The organism is Thalassobacter sp., from assembly GCF_982993085.1.
The window spans coordinates 1-24,214 of record NZ_CEZFMW010000031.1 but is presented as its reverse complement, the minus strand read 5'-3'; the positions used below and the strand labels follow the sequence as shown (position 1 = coordinate 24,214).

At 57.2% G+C, this 24,214-nt stretch carries 27 protein-coding genes; 16 read left to right on the top strand and 11 right to left on the bottom strand.

Annotated features, from left to right (window positions below; genetic code table 11):
• The 15 genes from AC4GMC_RS06975 to AC4GMC_RS06905 all read left to right on the top strand — a co-directional run bounded on the left by AC4GMC_RS06975 (position 1) and on the right by AC4GMC_RS06905 (position 11,717).
• Positions 1-2,595, top strand: a complete 2,595-nt coding sequence (locus AC4GMC_RS06975) for a phage tail protein (protein WP_487875931.1) — start codon at positions 1-3, stop codon at positions 2,593-2,595.
• Entirely contained in the window at positions 2,595-2,825 is a 231-nt protein-coding gene (locus AC4GMC_RS06970; RefSeq protein WP_487875932.1) for a hypothetical protein, read from the top strand. The genes AC4GMC_RS06975 and AC4GMC_RS06970 overlap by 1 nt, the downstream gene beginning before the upstream one ends.
• Before the next feature lie 126 nt (positions 2,826-2,951).
• Complete coding sequence (locus tag AC4GMC_RS06965) at positions 2,952-3,275, top strand: hypothetical protein (protein WP_487875933.1); 324 nt, start codon at positions 2,952-2,954, stop codon at positions 3,273-3,275.
• Between the two features lie 110 nt (positions 3,276-3,385).
• The gene (locus AC4GMC_RS06960; RefSeq protein WP_487875934.1) at positions 3,386-4,324 is read left to right on the top strand and encodes a C40 family peptidase; all 939 of its coding nucleotides are present in this window, start codon (positions 3,386-3,388) and stop codon (positions 4,322-4,324) included.
• Positions 4,321-4,596 carry a hypothetical protein gene (locus AC4GMC_RS06955; RefSeq protein ID WP_487875935.1) on the top strand — a complete coding sequence of 92 codons (276 nt, stop codon included), beginning with the start codon at positions 4,321-4,323 and terminating at the stop codon, positions 4,594-4,596. The genes AC4GMC_RS06960 and AC4GMC_RS06955 overlap by 4 nt, the downstream gene beginning before the upstream one ends.
• 114 nt (positions 4,597-4,710) lie before the next feature.
• On the top strand, positions 4,711-5,058 hold the full coding sequence (locus AC4GMC_RS06950) for a hypothetical protein (protein WP_487875936.1): 348 nt from the start codon (positions 4,711-4,713) through the stop codon (positions 5,056-5,058).
• Positions 5,055-5,258, top strand: coding sequence for a hypothetical protein (locus AC4GMC_RS06945; protein ID WP_487875937.1), 204 nt, complete (start codon positions 5,055-5,057; stop codon positions 5,256-5,258). The genes AC4GMC_RS06950 and AC4GMC_RS06945 overlap by 4 nt, the downstream gene beginning before the upstream one ends.
• A complete protein-coding gene (locus AC4GMC_RS06940; protein ID WP_487875938.1) occupies positions 5,258-6,073 on the top strand; it encodes a phage tail fiber repeat family protein in 816 nt (271 codons plus the stop codon). Before AC4GMC_RS06945 ends, AC4GMC_RS06940 begins: the two co-directional genes overlap by 1 nt.
• 65 nt (positions 6,074-6,138) lie before the next feature.
• A complete protein-coding gene (locus AC4GMC_RS06935; protein WP_487875939.1) occupies positions 6,139-6,732 on the top strand; it encodes a tail fiber domain-containing protein in 594 nt (197 codons plus the stop codon).
• Positions 6,729-7,925, top strand: coding sequence for a tail fiber domain-containing protein (locus AC4GMC_RS06930; RefSeq protein WP_487875940.1), 1,197 nt, complete (start codon positions 6,729-6,731; stop codon positions 7,923-7,925). Before AC4GMC_RS06935 ends, AC4GMC_RS06930 begins: the two co-directional genes overlap by 4 nt.
• Entirely contained in the window at positions 7,922-8,827 is a 906-nt protein-coding gene (locus AC4GMC_RS06925; protein WP_487875941.1) for a hypothetical protein, read from the top strand. The genes AC4GMC_RS06930 and AC4GMC_RS06925 overlap by 4 nt, the downstream gene beginning before the upstream one ends.
• Positions 8,827-9,546, top strand: coding sequence for a hypothetical protein (locus AC4GMC_RS06920; RefSeq protein ID WP_487875942.1), 720 nt, complete (start codon positions 8,827-8,829; stop codon positions 9,544-9,546). The genes AC4GMC_RS06925 and AC4GMC_RS06920 overlap by 1 nt, the downstream gene beginning before the upstream one ends.
• A 10-nt stretch (positions 9,547-9,556) precedes the next feature.
• Positions 9,557-9,853, top strand: coding sequence for a hypothetical protein (locus AC4GMC_RS06915; RefSeq protein ID WP_487875943.1), 297 nt, complete (start codon positions 9,557-9,559; stop codon positions 9,851-9,853).
• 8 nt (positions 9,854-9,861) lie between these two features.
• Positions 9,862-10,488: a hypothetical protein gene (locus AC4GMC_RS06910; protein ID WP_487875944.1), complete on the top strand. Its 627-nt coding sequence runs from the start codon at positions 9,862-9,864 to the stop codon at positions 10,486-10,488.
• Positions 10,488-11,717 (top strand): radical SAM protein, encoded by a 1,230-nt coding sequence (locus AC4GMC_RS06905; protein ID WP_487875945.1) that lies wholly within the window; start codon positions 10,488-10,490, stop codon positions 11,715-11,717. Before AC4GMC_RS06910 ends, AC4GMC_RS06905 begins: the two co-directional genes overlap by 1 nt.
• Before the next feature lie 536 nt (positions 11,718-12,253).
• On the opposite strand, the gene AC4GMC_RS06900 is transcribed toward AC4GMC_RS06905, so the two are convergent.
• The 7 genes from AC4GMC_RS06900 to AC4GMC_RS06870 form a co-directional block, all read right to left on the bottom strand.
• A complete protein-coding gene (locus tag AC4GMC_RS06900; RefSeq protein WP_487875946.1) occupies positions 12,254-12,679 on the bottom strand; it encodes a type II toxin-antitoxin system PemK/MazF family toxin in 426 nt (141 codons plus the stop codon).
• Between the two features lie 176 nt (positions 12,680-12,855).
• Positions 12,856-15,996: a type I restriction endonuclease subunit R gene (locus tag AC4GMC_RS06895; RefSeq protein ID WP_487875947.1), complete on the bottom strand. Its 3,141-nt coding sequence runs from the start codon at positions 15,994-15,996 to the stop codon at positions 12,856-12,858.
• Between the two features lie 82 nt (positions 15,997-16,078).
• Complete coding sequence (locus tag AC4GMC_RS06890) at positions 16,079-16,621, bottom strand: hypothetical protein (RefSeq protein ID WP_487875948.1); 543 nt, start codon at positions 16,619-16,621, stop codon at positions 16,079-16,081.
• A 149-nt stretch (positions 16,622-16,770) separates the two neighbouring features.
• Positions 16,771-18,132, bottom strand: coding sequence for a restriction endonuclease subunit S (locus AC4GMC_RS06885; RefSeq protein WP_487875949.1), 1,362 nt, complete (start codon positions 18,130-18,132; stop codon positions 16,771-16,773).
• On the bottom strand, positions 18,129-19,685 hold the full coding sequence (locus AC4GMC_RS06880; RefSeq protein ID WP_487875950.1) for a class I SAM-dependent DNA methyltransferase: 1,557 nt from the start codon (positions 19,683-19,685) through the stop codon (positions 18,129-18,131). Before AC4GMC_RS06880 ends, AC4GMC_RS06885 begins: the two co-directional genes overlap by 4 nt.
• Before the next feature lie 645 nt (positions 19,686-20,330).
• Positions 20,331-20,558, bottom strand: coding sequence for a hypothetical protein (locus tag AC4GMC_RS06875; protein ID WP_487875951.1), 228 nt, complete (start codon positions 20,556-20,558; stop codon positions 20,331-20,333).
• A 315-nt stretch (positions 20,559-20,873) separates the two neighbouring features.
• A complete protein-coding gene (locus AC4GMC_RS06870) occupies positions 20,874-21,068 on the bottom strand; it encodes a hypothetical protein (RefSeq protein ID WP_487875952.1) in 195 nt (64 codons plus the stop codon).
• Between the two features lie 42 nt (positions 21,069-21,110).
• Between AC4GMC_RS06870 and AC4GMC_RS06865 the strand changes: the two genes are divergently transcribed.
• Positions 21,111-21,272 carry a hypothetical protein gene (locus AC4GMC_RS06865; protein ID WP_487875953.1) on the top strand — a complete coding sequence of 54 codons (162 nt, stop codon included), beginning with the start codon at positions 21,111-21,113 and terminating at the stop codon, positions 21,270-21,272.
• Between the two features lie 366 nt (positions 21,273-21,638).
• On the opposite strand, the gene AC4GMC_RS06860 is transcribed toward AC4GMC_RS06865, so the two are convergent.
• From AC4GMC_RS06860 to AC4GMC_RS06845, 4 genes are all read right to left on the bottom strand, one after another.
• Entirely contained in the window at positions 21,639-21,764 is a 126-nt protein-coding gene (locus tag AC4GMC_RS06860; RefSeq protein WP_487875954.1) for a hypothetical protein, read from the bottom strand.
• A gap of 12 nt (positions 21,765-21,776) precedes the next feature.
• A complete protein-coding gene (locus AC4GMC_RS06855) occupies positions 21,777-22,970 on the bottom strand; it encodes a formate dehydrogenase subunit gamma (RefSeq protein WP_487875955.1) in 1,194 nt (397 codons plus the stop codon).
• 231 nt (positions 22,971-23,201) lie between these two features.
• A complete protein-coding gene (fdh3B, locus tag AC4GMC_RS06850) occupies positions 23,202-23,795 on the bottom strand; it encodes a formate dehydrogenase FDH3 subunit beta (RefSeq protein WP_038006347.1) in 594 nt (197 codons plus the stop codon).
• Positions 23,796-23,807: 12 nt separating this feature from the next.
• A partial coding sequence (locus AC4GMC_RS06845) for a molybdopterin dinucleotide binding domain-containing protein (protein WP_488082135.1) occupies positions 23,808-24,214 on the bottom strand: 407 nt, incomplete at its 5' end.

Sequence of the window (24,214 nt, the reverse complement as noted above, 5' to 3'; positions counted from 1 at the left end):
ATGCCACCTGTTGTCGTTGGAGCTGTAGCCCTTGGGGGCGCTGCAATTGCGGCGGGTGGTGTAGCGGCGGCATTTGCCGCTGGCGGGTTGATCGGCTTTGCGGCCAATTTCGGCGCTTCGATGCTGCTGTCAGCCGCCGCATCCTCGATGATGCCAAAGCCCTCAATGGGCCAGATCGAGATGCAGGCGCGCACGGTCACCGTTCGCGAGCCAGCTATGCCGCGAGAGATGGTTTATGGCCGCGCGCGCAAAGGTGGGGTCATCACTTTTCTCCATTCGACAGGAGAAAAAGACAAATACCTGCATCTGGTGATCGTGCTTGCCGGCCACAAAGTAAATTCGATCGGATCGATTTACTTTGAAGGCGAGGAGGCCGTTGACGCCGAAGGGGCCGCGCAAGGACGCTGGGAGGACAAGGTCACTGTCGAAAAGCGCTTAGGCGATTTGGACCAAGAGGCCTTTGCCGGTCTTATTGAGGCCGCGCCTGATCTTTGGACAGAGCAGCACCGGATCGCTGGGTGCGCCGCCATCTATTTGCGCCTGACCTACGATCAGGACGCCTTCCCCGTAGGCATTCCCAACATCACGGTCGATCTGGAGGGCAAAAGCGACGTTCTGGATCCGCGCACAAACACCCGGGGCTATACCAGCAACGCGGCGCTGTGCGTGGCGGACTATATGGCACACCCGAATTTTGGCATTGGCGCTGGAATTGGCGCGGATGACGGCATCGAGGCTAACAGCCTAGTGGAAGCCGCCAACATCTGTGACGAAACCGTCCCTTTATCGGACGGCGCCACGGAGCGCCGCTACACCTGCAATGGGGTGGTTTCGCTCTCCGAGCCTCCCAAGACTATTATTGAGGCCATGTTGACCGCTATGGCGGGCCGCACGGTTTGGCAGTCCGGGCAGTGGCGCCTGCGCGCGGGCGCATACCGCATCCCCACAGAAGTCCTGACAAGCGACGACGTGCGCGAAGGCGGCATTGCCTTGACCACACGGCAAAGCCGCACATCCAACTTCAACGCGGTGCGCGGCCAATTTGTGAGCCCGGAGAATAACTGGCAGCCAGACGACTTTCCGGCTTACGCCTCAGACTTCTACCGTGAGGAGGACGAAGGCGAGCAGGTTTGGCGGGACATTTCCCTGCCGTTCACGATCTCTGCTTCGGCCGCACAAAGGCTTGCAAAGGTCGCGCTGGAGACCAATCGCCGCCAGCAGATGGTCAAGATCAGCGGCAAATTGAAAGCTTGGCGGGTGTCCGCTGGAGAAACCGCGTTTTTCAAATACGAGCGTTGGGGCTTTACCGGAGATCACACGCAGGCCGGCAAGCCATTTGAGGTTCAATCTGTGCGGCTCGATCTGACGCAGATCGGCAATGGCGCAAGGATCGCACCGGAATTGATCCTGCGCGAAACCTCTCCGCTGGTCTACGATTGGTCGGCTTCTGAGGAGCAAATCTATGCAGCCGCGCCGCGCACAAACCTGCCCTCGGCTTTTGATGTGCCACCTCCCGGCCGGCCTTCAGGTGCCGAGGAGCTCTACGTCACACGAGACGGTTCGGCCGTTAAAGTTTTGCTTCGCGTGACTTGGGACGTGGCGCAGAGCGGCTTTGTGGACACGTACCAGTTTGAAGCGCGGCGTAATGGCGGCGAGTGGCAAGACTACGGGCGAACAACAGGCACTTTAATGGAGTTGCGCGACATTGCCCCCGGCCAATGGGAATTCCGGGTCAAGGCAATTTCGGTGGCTGGTGTCTCCTCGATCTGGAGAGAGGGTGCCCGCGAGGTGGTCGGCTTAACCGCACCCCCGGCCATTTTGCAGGACTTGACCATTCAAAGCGCGGGCGGCCTTGCCATTCTAAAGTGGCAAAGGTCCGTTGATGTCGATGTTCGCGTCGGTGGAAACGTTCTTATCCGTCATAGCAAGGAAGTCGGCTCCTCTTGGGCCAATTCAACGCTGATGGATCAGGTTTCAGGGGGCGAGGCGATTGCGGTCGTGCCCCTCAAGCCGGGCCGCTATCTGCTGCGGGCAGTCGATAGTGAGGGGCGCGCAGGACCGGTGACTTCGGTCTCGACCAAGGGTGTGCAGATCCTGCGCTTTTCCCAGCTCAACACTCTCGCAGCAGACCCGGGCTTTTCTGGGGCCAAAGTTGGAGTTGTCGAAGCGGCTAATACGCTGCGGCTGGCGACAGGATTGGATGCCTCTGGCTCACCTATCGTTTCGGCAACCGAAGGGCTCTACAACTTCTCGGGTCGCCTTGATTTTGGCGCGCTAAAGCACATCCGTTTGCGGTCAGATATTCTGGTCGGAGCAGCAGCTCTATCGGACTTCATCGATGATCGGGCAGCCTACATCGACACGTGGGCCGATTTTGATGGGTCTGCCGGCGCTGAAATCGACGTGGTTCTTGAAGTCAGAGAGACCGACGACGATCCAAGCCAACCAAACCCCGCTTGGGGGCCTTGGGGGCGGATCGACAACAGCGAGATCGAGGCCTGGGCGGTTGAAGCCAGGGCCCGGCTTTCAACAAACGACCCGGCGTTCACGCCAATCGTTTCAGAATTGCGGCTCATAGCGGATGAGGTGGCATAATGGCCCAAGTGCCTAGCTTTATTATCGTCAATGATAGCGGTGCCGCAGTCCGGGCCCAACTCAATCAGGTCATCGCGGCCCTGCAAACCCTAAGCTCAGGCGCGCAGGAACCCGGAGGCACGGCCCCAGGCATGCTTTGGCTGGATACAAGCACCAACCCGCCAACGCTCCGTTACCGGGACAGCTCCGACAGTGTCTTTGAAGCGCTTCTGGATGGCGGCGGCTATTGAAGCGGCCGCTCTTCACTCACCAAGAGGATGCGTTGCCGTTTAGCGACAGGCGATCGTGGGGCCGGCGCAGCTCGACCGGCCCCAATTCCCCGCGCAAGCGGGCACTTCACGACAAAGGAATTAGGCATGGGGCAGGATTGGGTCGGTAGCATCCCAGCGGTGATTTACTTCATTATCGGGCTTGGCGGCTTAGCCGGCGCTTTATTGGCGATCGTCAAGCTATGGCGCACCATCCGGCCGCAAGACGACACGACCGAGCGCGAAATTGAAACGATCAAAACCGATGTCAGCGACATTCGTGGCAGGGTCGTCGCACTTGAGATCGAGGTCGCCAAAATCGATCAGCCGGCCATCGTGAAACGCTTTGATGGAATTGAGGGCAAGATCGACCGGCTCTACGAGTTTCTGCTCGACCGTTTTTCCGATGGGTCCCATAATTCGCGGCGTTAAAGGCTCTGCTAAAGCTCCGCACACGCCTTCCACGCCACGCACCCTAAACAAAGTCTGCAACCAGCCTCCAGCGCCCGTTTTGGCGGCCTGTTGAGGTATTTGGAGATCACATGACACCGTTTCAGATCGCCCAGAGCTACATCGGCACCACAGAGGGGCCTGATGCGGCTAACAATCCCACAATTCTCCAGATGTACGCGACAGTCGGCCACGATTGGGTCGAGCATGATGCCGTCGCTTGGTGCGCAGCGTTTGTGGGCCATTGCATTGAGCAAGCCGGATTGCGCTCAACCCGAAAGCTTAACGCACGATCCTATCTCGATTGGGGCGTGCCAGTGGAGTTGTCGCAGGCTCAGGAGGGAGACATTGTTGTTTTTTCTCGCGGCGATCCAAGCGGCTGGCAGGGTCATGTCGCCTTCTTCGTTCGGGCAGTCGGCGAGGCGTCCATTGAAGTGCTTGGTGGCAATCAAGCGGACGCGGTCAACGTGAAAAGATACGCCACCTCAAGGCTTTTGGGCATTCGCCGGGCCGGCAATGTCGCGCCTTCGGCCACGATGAACATTTATAGTGTGCAGACACGCTTGCGTGCGCTTGGTTACCACGAGGTGGACGAGGTTGATGGTGTGCTCGGTCCACGAACACGGGCTGCAATCCTCGCGTTTCGTGACGAAAATGCTTTGCCTCTCGTTCCGATCATTGACGGGACGCTTTCGGATGCCCTGCAAAGTGCTCAAGCCCGAGTGATTTCAAAAAAGCGCCAGACCGGCATGCCGGCTAACAGCCGCATCATTGCAGCGTCAAACGCCCAAATTGGTCTGGGTTTGTGCGGCGCTGGTGGCTCCGTCGGCTCTCAAATCGCCCCAGCGTTAAATGAGGCAGAAAGCGCCCGCGATATGACGAGCCGAGTTCTTGTCGCGTTGGGCCTCGATGCTTGGCTCCCGGCGGCACTGCCTTGGGTCGGTGCGGCCGTGTTCATCGGCCTGATCCTCTACGCGTTGAAGGCGCGAAACGCGCGCATTGAAGATCACCAAACGGGGCGGACCTTATGAACGTCATAATCACAAAGTTCTTGCTCGGAGTTGGGCGAAAGACGGCTCTCTGGATCGGGCTAGCAGCAGCCGTTGCGTTCGCCGCCATGGCGATTGTTCGCAAAGGCCGCCTTGAGGCCGAAGCCGAGCTCGCAATTCGGAAAGCTGATGCGCGCATCCGTGCGATGCAGACCGCAAAGGAGACCCGCCATGAGGTGCTTAACGCAGATCTTGCTGATCTTAAGCGCCGGCTTGACCGCTGGATGCAAAGACCTTCGCCCCCTTCTGAGTGAATGCGACTGGGCTGACCCAATTCGGCCCTCAATAAATGACCGGCTCACCAACGCAACATTGGGGCAAATTGTGGCTCACAACGAGCTGGGCGAGCAAATTTGCGGATGGGAACCATGACCACGAACACCTTCGAAGGCCCCGCCATCCTGATTGGCTACGCCTACACGCTAGAAATTGAGGCAGACGCGGCGTTGTTTCCAGAAGCGGGTAAGTTCCGGGCGCATGTTCGGGAGAAGATCTCTTCCGATCAGATCGCTTCTGATCTCACCTCCGACAACGGCGGGATCGTGCGCCTTTCAGACAGGGAAATCAGAATTGTGATCTCTGCGGCCGACACCGCGGGCATCCGGCCAGGCAGCGTGATCTTTGATGTCGTGCGGGAGGATTTGTCACCGCAGTTGCACCTGAATTTCTTTGTGGAGGTCCCGGTGATGCTCCCAGTGACACGGGGGGCGCAATGACTGACGAAATCCAAGTTTTCTCTTCAACCGGGCCGGTCCTTGTTTCTCGCGTCAAGGTGCGTGTTGCGCAAGCCGCAAGCAAAGTCAAAATTCTTGGCCTTCCGGGCCCAGACGGCAAGACGGGGCCACAGGGCGAACGCGGCGACCCGGGCATTACAATTCTTCCAACCGATGCACCAATTAACGGAGGCTTTTTCTGATGGCCAACACGATCCAGTTTAAGCGCCGAGTATCCGGCAACGCGGGAGCGCCCGCATCCCTCAAATCAGGCGAAGTTGCCCACAACGAGGTCGATGACACGCTCTACATCGGTAAAGGTGATGATGGCTCGGGCCGTGCGACTTCTGTTGTCCCCGTCGCAGGGCGCGGTGCCTTTGTCGATGCCACAACCTCGCAGGCGATCAGCGGTCGCAAGACCTTTTCGTCGGCGCCGCGCTCGTCACAGGATGCCTCGGGCTCCACAGACCTTGTGCGCAAAGCCCAATTTGATAACGGCCTTGCGGATAAAGCTGATGCAAGCCACGGGCACAACATTTCTGACGTCTCCGGGCTGCAAGGAGCGCTAGACGGCAAAGCCGCAAACAGCCACGGGCACGCGATTAGCGACGTTTCAGGTTTGCAGGCCGCGATTAACGCCAAGGCGCCTTTAGCGTCTCCTGCGCTTTCTGGGACGCCAACCGCACCAAATGCGGCCGCAGGAACCAACACCACCCAGATCGCCAACACCGCGTTCGTGCAGGCCGCAATTAGCGCACTGATCGATGCTGCCCCGGGTGCGCTGGATACGCTCAACGAGCTGGCTGCCTCATTGGGCGACGACCCGGATTTTGCGGCAACCGTGACAAACGGTCTGGCCTCAAAGCTCTCCAAGTCGTCCAACCTATCAGACCTGACCAGCGCCGGAGCCGCGCGAGAAAATCTTGGTCTTGGGACGATGGCAACGCAGTCCTCAAACAGCGTCTCGATCTCGGGCGGCGCAATCAACGGCATCAACTTCGACTTCGGAACATTTTGAAGCCAAACAAAGGGGCCGGCTAAAGCCCCTGTCATCCCACATGCGGAAAACCAGGGGGCAGCCATATGGCAAGCACGATTAAAATGCGGCGCTCGGCCGTGCCGGGCAAGGTTCCAACAACGTCCCAGCTCGAGCTGGGGGAGCTGGCGGTCAACACGCACGACGGCAAGATGTTCTTTAAGCGCAACATCAACGGCACGGAGACTATAGTCGATGCGACCCCGCCGCCGTTGTCGTCGCAGGACGTCTTCAACAGAGTTAAAGGCCTCGATGGGGCGGGCTCTGGGCTCGATGCTGACCTTTTGGATGGCAAGCACGGGGCTGACTTCGCTCAGATTTCAGGGGCGACATTTTCCGGTGTCGTGACGGCGCCAAACTTTGTCTCTTCGTCTGATGTTCGCCTGAAGTCTGACATTGCCGAGATCCCCGACGCGCTTGAGAAGGTTAAGCGTCTGACCGGGGCAACCTTTTTGATGAACGACCGCACAGGCCGTCAAATGGGCCTCATCGCACAAGATGTGGAGGCCGTCGCCCCCGAGGCCGTCTTTGAAGTCGATGACCTGCTGCGGGTCGCTTACGGGAGCCTCGTCGGGCTCTTGGTCGAGGCGATTAAGGAGCTCTCGTCTGAATTCGAAAAGTTCAAGGAGGATGCGCGATGACAAACACCATCAGCCTTAAGCGCACAACCGTTGCGGGGCGCGTTCCGAGCACGGCCCAATTGGGAGAGGGTGAGCTCGCGGTCAACGTCCGGGATGGTAAGTTGTTTCTCAAGCGAGTGGCAGTTTCGGAAAGCATCATTGAGCTTGGCCAAACCGGGCCGCAGGGTGCCACAGGCCCAATTGGGCCGCAGGGGCCTATTGGACCAGTTGGGCCACAAGGCCTAGCCGGCGCAACCGGCCCAAAGGGAAATACAGGCAGCACCGGCGCCGCGGGGCCTCAAGGCGCGACAGGTCCTACGGGGCCAACCCCCGCCCACCAATGGTCCGGTACAAGCCTCCGTTTTTTTAACGGTTCAACTTGGGGGGCCTACGTAAATCTCAAAGGGACCACAGGCGCGACTGGTGCGGCTGGGCCGACCGGCCCCCAAGGCAACACTGGAGCAACAGGCTCGCGAGGTCCGACTGGGCCGACAGGTGCCATGGGCGCGCAAGGCCCGGCAGGTGCAACTGGTCCAACGCCAGCGCATCAGTGGTCTGGGACAAGTCTGCGGTTTCACACCGGCACCACTTGGGGCGCTTACGTAAACTTGAAGGGCGCTACAGGTGCATCAGGCGCCACCGGTCCCAAAGGCAACACCGGCGCAACCGGTCCAGCGGGTCCTCAAGGCGCAACCGGTCCAGCCGGACCAACGGGCCCGCGAGGCCCGACTGGGCTGACCGGTGCGGCTGGCCCCCAAGGTCCCGCGGGTGCAAACGGATCGCCAGACACAGCCGCTCAAGTGCGCGACAAGCTGAAAACCGTGGATGGATCTGGTTCCGGGATTGATGCGGACCTCTTGGATGGCAGTCACGCCAGCGCTTTTGCGCGGCTGTCTGGCGCCACTTTTTCCGGCACCGTAACGGCCCCGAACTTCGTGTCGTCCTCCGATGCGCGTCTGAAGACAAACGTCACACCAATCGCTGACGCGCTCCAAAAGGTGCAGGCGCTCAAAGGCGTTACCTACAACATGATCGAGGGCGGAAGCCGAGAAATCGGCCTGATCGCTCAGGATGTCCAAGCGGTAGCCCCAGAAGCCGTCATCGAGGCAGAGGGCGTGCTGCGGCTGGCATATGGCAACCTCGTCGGGCTTCTCGTCGAAGCCATCAAAGACCTCGCAGCCGAGGTCGAGCAGCTTAAAAGGACCACCCCATGATCGAGACGGGATTGCACGTCATCTACAACACGTCTGCGCGCCTTCATTACGCGGTGGATGTTCAGGATACCTACGCCGGCATGGTTGTTTTTGAGCCATGCCAAGAGGGACAAGTCGCGCCTGACTATATTGGCGAGATTGCTTGGCAAGATTTGAAGGAGGCGCTCGAGGAGCCGCAGGAAAGCTTAAACAAGGCCGGATTTGTCGATCTGGAGGGCAATGGCGTCTTTGTGCCCGACCTGCCGGGATGCCCCCATGGCGCGGTCTACAAAGGCCGCTCCTACATCTTCCTCGACGGCATGGTCGGCCACGATGAAATCACCGATTACGCGCTCATCGACATTATGACCGACAATGCGGGCTTTCCCCTGCCCTGGCGCAACCGCTTTGCCAGGTCCGCGCGTGAGAAGGTCGACACCTCCTTCCGGCACCGGGCCCGCACCCAAGCCTCAAACGCCCTCGTCATCTTTATGCCGATTGCGGGGCCGCTCACTGGGACCCGGGTGGAGCTCTTATGCGACCAAGACCCGATCTTGCTGAACGGCACCACCGTTGCTGGCCGGATCGATGACGCAACGATCCCGAATGATGGGCAGTGGTTCAAGCAGTTTTACTTCCATGCGGTGGCGACCGCAGCAGTTACGGTTCCGGCCGGCGGGCGAGTAGAGATGCCGATTGCGTTGAAGTGGAATAGGGATGGGGCGCCCTGCCCCCACGCTCTGACACTGAAGCTCGACAGCGACGCCGGCTATTTGCCCAAACGGCGATTGGTAACGAATGAAGACGGTGTGGGCAGCTTTGCGATTGAGGCTCTGGGCCTCCGCCCCGGCGATCAGATCGCGGTCAAGATCAACACCGAGCACTACACCTCCATCGGCAAAGTCATGGTGGAGGTCGTTTGATGCAAATCGAGACCACCACCGAGCTCCAGCTGATCTATCCCGCCTTCGTCATACACAAGCACTGGGAGATGCCCGAGGGCTTCAACGATCGGCTATACGCGCTGGCGGCCGAGGACGCTGTGGCCAACCGTATTCAAGACGCCGGTGACGGGCGTAATGTGGGGGATCAGACAAACCACCTTGGCCATCTGCGCCACAACTTTCTGATGGACCGTAAAGGCCCAGAAGTGGCGGCCCTTGCAGAAATGGTCTCAGCCGCCGTGCGAGAATACCTACAACTGGCTTATGACTATGATCACACGGGCGAGATCGCCATGATGTCAGACACCTTCTGGCAGCGCCGCGCTAATCGCGAGAACGTAGGCATCAACACCCACACGCACATCCAGACCGACATTGTCTGCACTTACTACCCGCGGGTCACGTTAGACGCGGATTGCCCGGACACGTCCCTGCATCGCGGGGCGGTGCGCTTCTACGATCCCGCGAATGTGGGCAAGAGGCTCTGGCCCTGTCGCAATCCCGAAGCCTACGTCGGCGGCTGGTATGCGGTGGAGCCGCGCACAGGCTCCATGCTGATCTTCGAGGGCCATGTGCCCCATGACAGCACATATTTTGAGGGCGCGGAGCGGATGTGCATTCCGGTCCTGTGTTCGCTCGAACTTCCCAATTCTCACTGCAAGGCTGGCCTTTCCGAGATCCTAGCCCATCAAACGTAAGGAGGCCCCCATGGCTTACAAAGTCGGCTCAACCATCGTCATTAGCGACAGCGGCACCGTCGATTGGTCACGCATCGCCAACAAGCCCGCCATTGGAGCCGGTGACATCACGTCTGTGACCGTGAGCAACGGCACACCGGGGAGTGGGGGATATCATTTTCCACGGATCGTCCAAGGCCACGGTGGGAATTGCAACTGCGTCGTCAATTGCGCCGTACACAGCCTCTCGGGCGGCGGCACCTCAGGCGCAGTAACAGTGGCGGCCAACCGCTATAGTTTTAATTGCAACTGCAATTGCCGGTGCTGAGGATGGAGGTGAAGAACACAAACCTTGAGCTCTGGCCTACAAGGATCAGCTTCTTTGAGACGCCGGTTGATTGGCCGGTGAACCGCCAGCTGGCGGCGGAGGCGATCGCGGCGGTGGGTAATGCGGAGACGACAGATGCGCTCAGCGCATCCAAGCGGCGGGTGCGCGGGATCTTGGAACGGAGCGAGGCCGGTCAGGCCCTGAAGGCGCATCTCTTTACCTGCGCGCGGGCAGTGCTCGGACCTTGCTCTTCCTACCTCGATCCCGACCATTGTGAGAACCGTGCGCTCGTCATTGCGCCCGACGGGTTCATCTCCACTCATAAGGACAGCCGAGAAGGCGATCTGACCTGCGTGCACTTCCTGACCGGAGGCGGAGCGGGTCAGCCGATCAATAGCGTTGGCACCCCCCGCTTTGTGATCGAGGACCCATCGCGCTACTTTGACGAAGGCCGGCTCCCTTACGAGCAGCGCCATGGATACTCCGTAAACCCGCGCCCCGGGCTCTCGGTGTTTTTCCCTTCACATATCCCTCACAACCAGCACCCCTATCAGGGCTGCACGCCCCATGTGCAGGTCGTCGCAAACTTCCGCGTCAACCTGCCCGACGACCTTGAGGAAAGGCTTTTTGACTGATGTGGTTTGATCTCACCCTAGAGGCGCCTGATGGCACCAGAAGTTCCATCCGCTACAACGCTCACACTTCCGAATGCGACGGGCTGCCCCTGCCGGTTGATCCCGGCAAGTTTCCCTCGGTACCGAAAGTGGCCAAAGACAAGCCCCTCGGCAAATCTCGTGCGCCTCGTGTGCTGAAAATTCAGCTTGGCCTGTCGTGCAATTACGCGTGCAGCTATTGCAACCAAGCCTTCCAGATCTCCGACGCGACCATCTCAAAGCTCAGCGACGTTGAAAACTTCCTCACGCAGCTTGAGGGGTGGATGACGGACGCACCAGAGCAGATCGAGGTTTGGGGCGGCGAGCCTTTTGTCTACTGGGCAAAAATCAAACGCCTTTTGCCGGCTCTCGCCGAACGGTTCCCCGACGCCCGGTTTTCCATCATCACCAACGGCTCGCTCTTTGACCGCGAAAAACTCGACTTCATCGCCAAGTACGACATCGGCATCACTATTTCTCACGACGGACCGGGACAGCATTTGCGCGGGCCTGATCCCTTGGACGATCCTCAAAAGCGCCGCTGGATCGATGCCCTGCTGGCCGAGCGGCCGGGAATGGTCGGCTTTAACGCCGTGATCACCCAGCAGCACCATGACCTGCAAGCGCTGCGCGATTGGTTCGCCGACAAGGTGGGCCCTGAGGCTTTTGTAGGCCTCGAGGGCGTTGTGAACGTCTATGACGCGGCCACTGCGCTCGGCACAGGACGATTTGAGCCGGCCCAGCTCCAAGGCCTTACGCAGTCAATATTTGAGGCCTTGGCAAACGACCCACAAGCCTTTGGGCTCGGAGACCGGATCGACGAGTTCTACCAATCGATCCAACGGCGCCGCAGCATTGATGGCCTCGGGCAGAAATGCGGAATGGACCGCGAAGACACCATCGCCGTCGATCTCCGCGGCAACGTAATGACTTGCCAAAACACCGGGGCAAAGGGCGAGCATAAGATCGGTCATGTGGAGGCCTTTGAGGACATCGCGCTCGACACCTCGACGCATTTTGCCTTCCGAGACGAATGCATGGCATGCCCTGTCGTTCAGCTCTGCAAGGGATCCTGCATGTTCCTCGAAGGCGAGTTCTTCAAGCAGAGCTGCGCCAACGAGTTTGCGTTTAATATGGGCATACTGATGGCGGCAATTTGGCACCTGACGGGAATGATGGTCGTAGCAATCGACACCATCAAAGCTGCGTAAAGCTCCGGGCCGCTGTACTTAAGCGGCCTGTGGGTTTCTCTCCCTCGGTCCGGTCAGTCGGCTGGGGTTGAGAGAAGCAGGCGCGGCAGCCTTTGTTCTCAGGCAGGTCTCGAGGCGAACGTGCCGTGGGCGGCCACCCGACCACTTTGTTTCGGCTACTTAACAAGTTGGTGATGCGCCAGTTTTCCACACGAATTAATGCGTTCGTTACGCCTCCAGTTGAAAGCATACAGCTTACCAATTGCTTAAATTTACTCATGGCGCACTTTCGTCAGCATTCGCTAGCAGGATCTGAGGAGCAATTTTCGTTTAAAACGGTAATAGATTAAGTAAAATTTTTCTATTGAGCCCCTACGATATCAAAGAGGCTCGTATATTTAACTAGCCATCCAGAAAAGCAAAAGCCCCAAAGGCTTTCGCCGATGGGGCCTCACAGCACTGACCAGAAACTTGCTTTCGCTTCGTCGGCCAGTGGCCCTTGGTAGGGTCTTAATGCGGATGCCGAAGCAGCGCCGCCACACCTCTAACATAAGAACTCACTTCAACTCTGTCAAAGGGGGAAGCCCCAAGCTTGCTAACACACCGTTACTAATATGTCGTAAATGTGTGCTGGATAAGGAGTTAAGTTGATACTTTCGCCCCCCCTGAGCATCCTTGCCTAGACGCAGCAAATCCAACCGATGGAATCCAACGGCACAGATCATGTCGCATTTCGCCCAACGTGGCTGATTACCCCAATTTTTTGGCATCTGGAATGGTATTTGAAACTTGTAGTGGTAAGCCTGAATCACCTCAGGCTCTGATGTGCTTAGTGGAACTACGGTACAAAGCCCGTGCCGTGCCTCAATCTGCGGCGATAGAACTACGCACAGCCTACGCTTCACCATTTCTGGCACCTTGAAGCCCTGATCGAAGTTTGCACATACGATAGCCCCACGCGGAGGGTGATAGGAAATAGCCAAATTACTGCTCGTTTCTTATTCGGTGAATCAGCCTGAAATTTTCAACTTATCCAGAAATGTAAGCTGCAATGTTTCATCATATTCGGGATATGCACGTTTCAGGTGTTCTTGGACTGTAGGCCAATCCCCAGATATAAGCATAAGCACCTTGATGCCCTCAAGCACCTCTCTCAGCTTTAGGTGCCCCACTTCAGCAAAGTCTCCGCCTGGCCAAGAACTGTGTTGATGGCAATCGGCGCTAAATCCGGGGGGTAGCCGTACTTCTTGAGGATACGGCGGACCAAGATGCGGAGCTTTGCTCGGGCGCTTTCTTTAAGATGCCAATCGACTGTCACGTTTTTCTGAAGCTGCTCGACGAGAACGTGAGCAATCTTCCGCAACTCTTCGTTACCCAACATTTCGACAGCGCTCTCGTTTTGAGCGAGTGCGTCATAGAAGGCTAGCTCTTCCTCGCCTAAGCCAAGATCGTCACCACGCTGGACAGACGCTTGTAAATCCTTGGCCATGTCAATCAGCTCTTGGATCATTTCAAGGCTCGTGATGGCGTTTGCATGGTAGCGTGCGACAGCGGCTTCTAGCCGCTCTGAGAAGGCTTTTGCCTCGACGACGTTCTTCTGCTGCCGAGCTTTGATTTCTCCAGCCAACAGCTTGCGCAACGCCTCTAGGGCGAGGTTTTTGTGCTCCATGTTTTGGATTTCGGACAAGAATTCTTCAGACAGCACAGAGATTTCAGGCGTGCGCATGCCCGCTGCAGCGAGGACATCGATAATACTGGCATCTGCTATGGCATCAGAAATCAACTGACCAATGGCGAACTCTTTCTCACGTTTACTCATCCTAGACTTAGGTGACGTCTTGGAAAGTGCCGCACGCACGGCTTGGAAGAACCCAACCTCCTCTTTGACCGATTGGGCATAGTCGCTAGCCGATCCCAGCGCGAAGGCCTTGGATAGGTTCGAGACCAAGTCCGCATAGTACGTCAACTCCGCTTTCTTGGCCTTCTCGTCACGAGCCCTATCAGCACCTGCCTTTTGCTTTTCTAAAGCCCATTCCATGGCTCCAGCGAGGGCCTGTAGGCGTTCCTGAGGCGTCCCATCGATGCCTGCCCGATAGTCAAAGCCTGAAAAGAAGTTTTGACATCGCTCGACCAACTCCTGAAGTGCCGCAACGGCTTCCTCCTCATCAATTCCGGTTTGGTCGCGGTCAGTTGCTGTGTAGTTTTGAAGAGCCTTCTTCAAATTCTGGCCTATACCGATGTAGTCCACTACAAGCCCACCGGGCTTATCTTTGAACACTCGGTTCACCCTCGCAATCGCCTGCATTAAACCATGACCACGCATCGGCTTGTCGATATACATCGTGTGCATGCAAGGCGCGTCGAAGCCTGTCAGCCACATGTCGCGAACAATCACCATCTTCAGCGGATCAGCCGGATTGCGCGCGCGCTTAGCCAACAGGTCGCGGCGCATCTTGCTCCCGATATGCTGCTGCCACTCCAGCGGATCAGAGGCAGAACCAGTCATCACGACTTTGATCGCCCCCTCTTTGTCATCTTCTGAATGCCATTCAGGGCGTAGTGCCGTTATTCGACTGTAGAGATCCACACAAATAGCACGGCTCATGCAGACAATCATGCTCTTACCAGCCATGGCCTCAAGCCGATCTTCGAAATGATTGACGATGTCTTGAGCGACGATGTCCAGTCTTGGTGGTGCGCCAACAAGGCGCTCTACGCTGCTCCAGTTTGATTTAGCTTTCTCCTGTTCGGAGATCGTTTCATCGTCGAACAATGCGTCAACGGCGGCGTCAATCTCAGGCAGCTTCGCTGTTTCGAGCTCTACACGCGCTAGGCGACTCTCGTAGTAAATCGGAACGGTAGACTTGTCTTCCACCGCTCTACTGATGTCGTACACATCGACGTAGTCGCCGAAAACGGCTGGGGTGTTTACGTCAGCGGCTTCGATCGGAGTTCCCGTAAACCCGGCGAAGGAAGCATTTGGCAAAGCCTGCCGCAGGTAATGTGCATAACCATATTTGCGCGCGCCCGTGGCGCGATCTAATTTGGCATCAAACCCATATTGGCTACGGTGCGCTTCGTCCGCGATAACAACGATGTTGCGGCGGTCAGAGAGTACCGGGAAGTCCTCCTCACCTGTCATCGGCGAAAACTTTTGCAACGTGGAAAAGATAACGCCACCTGATCGCCGATCCAATTTTTGACGTAAATCGTCCCTATCTTTGATCTGCTCCGGGGTCTGACGAACCAAGTCGCGACATAAAGAAAAGGTGCCGTAAAGCTGATCATCCAGATCATTACGATCTGTGACGACAAGGATAGTCGGGTTTTGCAGCTCAGGTGCTCTGACCAGAAGCCCCGCGAAGAACGCCATCAAGAAGCTCTTACCGGAACCTTGCGTATGCCAGATGACTCCGACCTTACGGTCTCCAAGTTCATCAACCGCTCTGACTGCGCTGGTGAGAGCCTTCCGCGCACCGTGGAACTGATGATACCCGGCAATAATCTTGAAAACGCCATCACCTTTGTCGCCAAACACGGTAAAGTCCCGCACCAATTGCAGCAGTTTTTCTGGCTGCATGAGACCACGAAGCAGCGTCTCCATCTCTTTCGGTCCTTCAGGCGTGAAGTCACCTTGGGCGCCCGTCACGGTCCGCCAGGGCATAAAGCGGTCCTCACCCGCACTCAGCGAACCAACACGCGCCAACAGTCCGTCTGAGGTTATTAGAGCGGCATTGGTGCGGAACAGAGATGGAATTTGGGCCTTGTAGGTTTGAAGCTGATTAAAAGCATCTTCGATTGTCGCGTTTTCGCTGGCGGCGTTCTTTAGCTCAATCACCACTAGGGGAAGCCCGTTCACGAATGCCACCACATCAGGGCGGCGATTGTGCCCGCCCTCGACTACGGTGAACTGGTTCGTAACCATCAGGTCATTATTGGCAGGGTCAACAAAGTCGATCAGCCGCACTTTGTCGCCTTTGATGGACCCATCTGGGCGGCGATACTCCACGTCGACGCCATCAACGAGCATACGGTGGATCCGACGGTTCTCTTCGATCAGAGATGGCATCTCGGACACCTGCACTTGCTTAAGCGCGGAGTGTAAAGCGTCATCCGGGATGTCTGGGTTTAGCCGCCTTGCCGCGGCTTCCAGCACCCCAGACAAGACAGTCTCTGTATTGGACACCCGCAGCCTCTCGGGCCCATCCGGCGCGATCGCAATAGGGTTCTGATAGCGCCAGCCCAACTCCTCTAGGATGCCGAGAGCGGCTTGTTCGACAAGGTCTTCAGTGAAACTCAAATCGGTCTCTCCTCAGAAAATGGCCAAGCCGGTGTCAATTCTTGTCGACTGCCACCCATCTAGGTGGCAAATGCCCACCAAATCAGTCATGACGACCATCCTCCACCCATTCCGCGTGGTATCGTTGCCTGCCGAGACCCATCGAACCGTCCCAAAAATCCAAAGTGGTTCCCTGCGCTGCTATACGCTTCGGAAACTCAAAGACATTTGCGTTAGGAACAACGATCTGTCCGCTCCATGCAATGCCTTCAGCAGGCACTTTGACGACTTCCTTGTTCACAACAGCTTGCAGCATTGATCCGTCAAACTCGATCCGAAGCGAGGCATGGCTTGTTAGTTCCGCGATCAGCGCAGTTATACGCGCGCGGAGAATGCGAGCAAAATCAGCCTCGATGTGGCAAGCTGGCCTGCTCTTATATGCCTCTTTCTCCGCGATCATCGGGACTAGCATCTGATTGGCGCGCCCAAGTGAAACCCAATCAGGCAAAGAGCTACGCTCATCCAGATTTTGCCGCAAAGCATAGACCAACCAGGCCGCTGCGCTTTCATCCGTTGACAGGTCAGGCGGGATTTGATGACTGATCTCGCACAGAGTGCGGCCGTTATTGAAGATGCCTGAAACCAAAACTACCTCCCGAAAATACTTACTGATCCCGTCGCAGCATGTCAGCGGTAAGTATGGGAGCTCGCAGGAGACACAGGGCATTCCCCACTCCGGCGCTTGTTCAACAAAACCGAGGCGAAGCAAAGACTGAAGCGTGAGCGAGAGAGCGCTCACACCGGCACTTCCGCGTCTTTCAAGCGGATTTCGCCGGACATGAGATTGGGCAGGAGGAGGTCGCGCATTTCGGCGAGGGTTTGGTTTTTTTGTTCGTTGGCTTGACGCTTTTCCAGAAGCGGTAGAGCCACCTTTTCAAACGCCGCTGCGCAGGCCACAGGCAGCAGAACGTCCGCTTGCATGAGGACCTTGGGAGGCACGCGCTGATGGCTGTTCGAGGTGCCCGTGACCATCGCAGCCATCTTCTCTCGCATCACGTCTGATCGGAACAGAGCTTCTACGGTGGCACGCCCTAGACCTGCCGCAGGATTAAAACACAGGAACTCCGTTGAACATATCTGACGATGCTCGCCCGCAACCTGCGGGACCCAAACACGTTCGATGCGAGGGTTGAGCTTGGAGATCAGCAACGAGTTGGCGGGAACCGCCGTTTTGTTGCTCTTGATCTCCGCGCCACGTTCGACTGTCGGCCATTTGGCCTTGTCAAAGGCTGGCAAGCTGAAGTGCTCGAACGTCTCGTCGAGGTGCTGGTCCGGTTTGACGGTTTGCTTCTGCTGTTCGACTACGGTTTGAAGCGGGCGTGTCTCCCAACCCTCCGGCAGGCCGTCGTCGCCGAGTTTGGCGGGGAAGAGTGAGGCGAGCGTGACGGCTTTTTCGGGGGGGAAGGCGTGGCCCATGATGGCGGCGGGGTCGGTTGCGCCTTCCATCTGGCGGCGGGTGGGGCCGAAATCAACGAACCAATCCCGAAACAGCGCCCGCGCCATCTCTTCCAACGTCTCATTCATCCGCCGGTTCAGCTCGATTTTGTCGTCGAGCGCTGACAGTGCATTTGCAATCTGTTCTTGTTCGTCAGAAGGCGGCAACACGAATGGGAGAGCAGAAAGAATGGACGTATTCAGGTTCGGCATCGTAGCACCGACCGCATGCTGCACGACCCACGCCTTAGACGCAGGGTGGCTCAAATAGAACGCTGCATACTCGGGGACAACGACACCTTCACCAAAGCTTACCTTCAAACATCCAGTGCCGCAGAGCCAACCATCGTTTTCTTCTCGCACTAATGCGCGGCGTTCTACATCGCCGCGCCGGCTGTAAACGATGTCTCCGGTGCGAACTCGATATTTGGACAATCTCTCAGCGTCATCTTCGGTAATGCGAGCGATGCCCTCTTCCGATATGCGATCAGTTGAAATGTTTTGGGGCATGATCGATGGAATGCCTTGATCAACGTAGTCCGACGCATGAAGTTGACTCCCGAACGGGCCAGTTTGTATCGAACCGCCGCCGCGAGCCGCGACGTCACCCAACGTCGTGACTTCCCAGTCCTGTTTGAGATAGAAAAGGGGATCGACACTCATTTCTGAGTACCTTTGATTACTTCGCGAATTTGAGTGGCGAGCTGGTCTCCCGATGCGATTTGATCTTCAAGCAAAGACGCAAGAGCGCCGAATTTCTCCTCAAACGGCACTCCGTCGCCTTCATCCTCAGCTGCCCCGACATACCGCCCCGGCGTCAGCACGTGGTCGAACTTGCGGATGGTCTCTAGCCCTTCGGACTTGCAGAAGCCCGGTTCGTCGGCGTAGGCATCCCAGCCTTTCACTTCCAGCGTCTCTGGCTTGGCGCGCCAGCGGCGGTAGGTGCCCGCGATTTTGTTGATGTCCTCGTCTGAGAACTCGCGCCGCACCCGGTCCACCATATGGCCCATGTTGCGGGCGTCGATGAACAACACCTCTCCGCGCCTGTCCCTTAGTCCGTTGGCGGATTTGTCCCGGCTCAGAATCCACAGGCAGACGGGAATCTGCGTGGAATAGAACAGCTGCCCCGGCAGGGCGACCATGCAATCGACGCGGTCTTCCTCGATCAGGCGTTTTCTGATCTCGCCCTCGCCGCTGGTTTGCGAGGACATGGAGCCATTGGCGAGCACAACGCCCGCATGGCCGCGCGGGGCGAGGTGGTGAATAATGTGCTGTATCCACGCGAAGTTGGCGTTGCTCTTGGGCGGTATGCCGTACTGCCAGCGGTCGTCCTCCAGCAACCGTTCACCGCCCCAGTCTGAGATGTTAAAGGGCGGGTTGGCGAGGATGTAGTCGGCCTTTAGCCCAGGGTGCGCTGCCTTGTGAAATGTTCCCGCACTGTCCCATGCGATGTCAGCGTCGATGCCGTGGACGGCAAGGTTCATCTTGGCCAGCCGCCATGTCGTGTGGTTGATCTCCTGCCCATAAACCGAGAGGTTCAGCGGGTTGCCGCCGTGGTCTTCGATGAACTTTTCGGACTGGATGAACATGCCGCCCGAGCCGCAGCAAGGGTCGTAGACGCGGCCTTGGTAGGGTTCGAGAATCTCAACAAGGGTGCGGACAACCGAGCGCGGTGTGAAGAACTCACCGCCGCGCTTTCCCTCGGCGCTGGCAAAGCCTGAGATAAAGTACTCGTAGACCCGGCCCAGCAGATCCCGCGCCCGGTCAGCGTCGTCGTGCATTTTGACGTTGGAAAAGAGATCAACCAGCTCTCCTAGCATGGTCTTGTCGAGCGTAGGGCGCGCATAGTTTTTAGGCAGAACACCTTTCAGTGTCTCATTGGCTGGTTCAGCTTCAATGGCCTCCATCGCGTCATCGATAATTTTACCGATGTTTTCTGACCGCGCGTTTTGCTGGAGATGGGACCAGCGCGCCGTTTCTGGTACCCAGAAGACACGCTCTGCCAAGTATTCTTCGGGGTCTTCGGGGTCGGCGAGTTCGTCTTCAGCGAGCTTATCATGCATCGCCTGAAAGGCCTCTGAGATATATTTCAGGAAGATCAGGCCAAGTGCTACGTGCTTGTATTCTGACGGCTCCAGCCCGCCACGCATCTTATCGGCTGCTTTGAAGAGATCCGCCGCAAAGTCGAGGTCGGATTGGCGCGCATTATTGGACATAAATCAATTCTCAAATTGTATTCTGGTTTGTAGCGAAGCCTAGTCCGACTTCGATTAGACTGTCCATCCGAAACCGGCACCGCTTAGCAAGGCGTCTTCAGGGTCAATGTAAATGCACTTTGGGGCTTCTTCGATTGTATTGACGGAGCGGATCACTCGATTATTCACCATATCATTTGTTGCCTAGGCTTTGTGCACTCCGCCCTCAGCGTCGCGCTGTGTAGTGGTGCTCTATAAGCACGTGATCCGGCCCTTTTTTCGGAGCGCAGACCGCCGATAAAGGTGCCGGATCGCGCGAAAATACATCAAAGATTTCAAAGGGATCAACTCTCTCGCACCGATAGCCCAACCTTCGCAAATGACGGGATTTTCTAACCAGCAGGGACGTACCTGCATGCGTTATTGTGGGTGTGCACAATGATCTTCATTCGTCAGTTAAGGAGAATGAAATATGTTGAAACTGATTTAAATAGTGAAAAACTAATGAAAAATACGCAAACGTCTAGTCTGGCATCGCACTAAGTAAGGAACTGCTTGAATCCTAGGTTCTCCAAGTTGCACACCCGACCCCGCGCGGTGTCGGCAGAGGTGGCAACGGCGAGGTTCCCATCGATGAAGCTCTTATTATTATGGTCTGAACGGCTCTCATTTGGCGCCCCGGCCCTTAATCCTTGCGAGCTCTGCTTTGAGAGCTGCATTTTCAGTCTCAAATTCTTTGAGAACGTCGTTGCGCGTATATTCAATGTCTTCACGGGTCAGGCGTTCCGGGCGAAAGACGGCGCTGTCTAGCAGGGCGTCTTCAGGGTGAATATAAATGCACTTTGGGGCTTCTCCGATCGTCTTGGCGAAGCGAATAACTCGATTATTGGCCATGTTGCCTGTTCCCTTGGGTTTATGCACTCCGCCCTCTGCGTCGTGCTGTCCAATCACGTTCGCTTTTACTTGCTGGGTAGTGAAGCGATTAGGAGCACAAATGCTGCAAATAAAGTTGCTTGCGGGCGGCCCGGGGGCGGCAATCGCAAGCGTTAGCAGGGGCATTCCTTTTTCACGGCGGTGCCAACCGTTATCTGCGATGGCTGGTTGCGGCTTTGGCGCGGGTTTCGGAGACGCACAAGGTCACCCCCAGCCGGTCCAGCTCAGCTGCCAGCTCGGCGGGAATCGGGGCGCCTGCGCGCCCCGATGCCGGTTTCATAGGTCCATGATCTCGATGGTGTGCGATGAAGCGATACGCGCGAGGCGATCGGCGTTCTGTTCGCGAGCCCAGCGGTTCATGGCCGCTGTTGCGCGCGGGCCGTCATAGCCGTGGCGGCGCAAAGTCTTCTCAATGCCCGGGTAGACCCTGGTCGGCATGAGCGGACCAAAATCGTAGCCCTTTTCGCTCATCGCGCCCTGCGCCGTTTTGGCGGCCTTGGTGCGGTCAAGGCCGTGACCGCTCGCGATGACTTTGCGGTCCGACTTGCGAATGACGGCCCATCCGGCTTTGACGGCGCGATTGCATTTGTAGGTGTCCTCGTCGCCGTTGGAGAATTTCGCGGAATGGTCATCGTGGTGCCTCCGTGGACGGGAGCGGCGCGAGTGCGTCGCTGATAGATCCAGTTTTCTTACACAGCCGGGGTAGTGAAGCTCAACAACTAGTGTTTTCGCAATCTTATCGGAGAAAGGATCGTCAATAAGGGTGCGGGACTGCGCGAAAATTCCTCAAAGATTTCAAAGCGGTCAAATCTCCCGCACCTTTAGCCCAACCTTCGAAAATAACGGGCTTTTCTAACCGGCAGGGTCGCCCACCATCCACCCCCTTTTCAGTTTGATACTTCGAAAATGGCGACTGTGGTCGCTTGTGGGGGTTACCCTTTTTGGCAAGCCTGCCCAGCTATCCGGAAAAACTATATAAAAAAGGCGCGGACCTCGTGAGAGACCCGCGCCTTGGTTGTTTCGTCTTGGTCGTGAGCCCGTCTAGTCGAGGCGCACGTTTTCGCTGCTATAGACGTCCTGCGACGACCAGCCTGCGTTGTTGAGGCCGTAATAGGCGACAACACCGATCACGCATGTCGTCAGCACGCCCAGAAGAAGTGGTTTCATGGATATGGTCCTCTACTCTGCGGGCGTTGCACTTTTGCGTGCCGCGCCTTCTTTTTCTTTTACTTCTTCGAGCCAGAGCGAGTGGTGTTGATGGGCCCATGCCTCATCGACTTCACCCGAACCCATCGCATCATACGCGCCCTGCATTCCGACCGTACCGATGTAGATATGGGCCACGATGATCGCCATAAGAACCAATGCAGCGCCTGTGTGCATCATCTGCGAGGCTTGCATTTCCTGATGTGGCAGTGGTGACTCGGGCAGCATAGTGCCCCAGATAATCTCAGACAGACCAAGCTGGTTCATCAGCGGGTTGAACTGTGCAAAAATCTGCACCTCGTAGGGGAACAGCAGCGACACACCCGTGAGCGAGATAACCGCACCAAAGACGATGACCGACCAGAAGATGATCTTTTGACCGCCATTGAACTTTTTCGCAGGGGGGTGGTTTTTGCCGACGATCCCACCGAACTGCGCAAACCATTTGATATCTGTGCGGTCAGGCAGGTTGTGCGCGACCCAGAACACAAAGATCATCACCAACGCGACCATAAAGGCCCAGCCAATGCTGTTATGGACCAGCTTGGAATAGCCCAAGAGCAACGCGTTCGTGTCTTTGCCAAGGTACGGCGCAATGTAGAGCCGTCCGAACAGCACCAATAGCCCGGTAATACCCAGCGCGATGAACGAGCTGGCCAAGAGCCAATGCGCAAACCGCTCAACGGCCTTAAAGCGAGTGACGGTGCGGCCAGTAAAGGGCTCATCCACTTTGACAGGGCCACGTAGCAGATAGAACACGAACAGGGCCAGCAGCGTGCCGCCCAGACCATAAGCGCCATAGCTAAGCAGCGGACCTTCGCGGAATTGCAACCAAGCAGAGCCTGTGTCCTGCATGATCACCTCAGCCACCTTGCCGCCCGAACTGACGGTAACGTCGGCACTGCCAAAGCGAAGCGCGCGCCACAGTTCAGGGTCGGACTGTCCACCAAGCGTACCAAGGTTTTCGGTGATCGGTGCCGCGATCGACGGATCACCCGTCGCCTCGCTGCGGAAAGAGTTGTCGACTTTCTCGGCGTTTTGACGCGCGAGAATATCCTCAAGAGTTTGCGCGCCGCCGGTCGACGTACGGTCAGTGTCCTGCGCCCAAACGCCGGTGACCGACACTGTCATAACGAGCAGCGCAATCGATAGTAATCGGTTCAGCATGTCTGTCTCCTTGGGGTCATCAACCCCTATTTTTATCCAAACAACCTAAGCGGACGGCCCGTGTATGAGCACCACAAGATCCCTGCCAAGGCTGCGAAAGCAAAGCGACGCCAAATCGGCTAGGCGCGCCGTGCTCCTGCATGAAACAGCGAAAAAAGGCCGCACTGTTGTGTGCGGCCTCTCCAATCTCAGAGTCCGGCCCGAACAAAACGGGCCGAACGTCTGAGCGGCTTAGCCGCCTTTACGCTCATAGGCTGTACCCCAGCCCCAAGCACCGGAACCGAAGCCGCGCGCCACGATACGCTCACGGTAGATGTTCGACACTGTGTCGCCATCACCCGCCAAAAGCGCCTTGGTGGAGCACATCTCGGCACAGATAGGCAGTTTGCCTTCTGCGATCCGGTTGCGACCGTATTTGCCGAACTCTGCGGTGGAGTGTGTTTCTTCTGGGCCACCGGCACAGAATGTACACTTGTCCATTTTACCGCGTGAGCCGAAGTTGCCAGCCTGTGGGTACTGCGGCGCGCCGAAGGGGCACGCGTAGAAGCAGTAACCACAGCCGATGCACAGATCCTTGGAGTGCAGAACCACACCGTCGTCGGTCTGGTAGAAGCAGTCCACGGGACACACAGCCATACACGGCGCATCCGAACAGTGCATACATGCGACCGAGATCGAACGCTCTCCGGGCTTACCATCTTCGATGGTTACAACCCGGCGCCGGTTGATGCCCCAAGGCACCTCGTGCTCGTTCTTACAGGCCGTCACACAGGCGTTGCATTCGATGCAGCGCTCGGCGTCACAGAGAAATTTTGCTCTTGCCATTTTTCTCTCTCCTTACGCAGGCATGATTTTGCAAAGCGTGGACTTGGTCTCTTGCATCTGAGTGACCGAGTCGTAGCCGTAGGTTTGCGCGGTGTTACACGATTCACCCAGAACATAGGGGTCTGCCCCTTCTGGATATTTCGCACGCAGGTCTTGGCCTTGGAAGTGACCGCCAAAGTGGAACGGCATGAAGGCAACGCCCTCACCCACCCGCTCGGTGACCTGTGCCATGACTTTGACCTTGCCGCCTTCTGGGCCTTCGACCCAGACCTGAGACCCATCCCGCACACCAAGGTTGTTGGCATCACGTGGGTGGATTTCAACGAACATGTCTTGCTGAAGTTCAGCCAGCCATGGGTTCGAGCGGGTTTCATCACCGCCACCTTCATATTCCACAAGACGACCAGAGGTCAGGATAA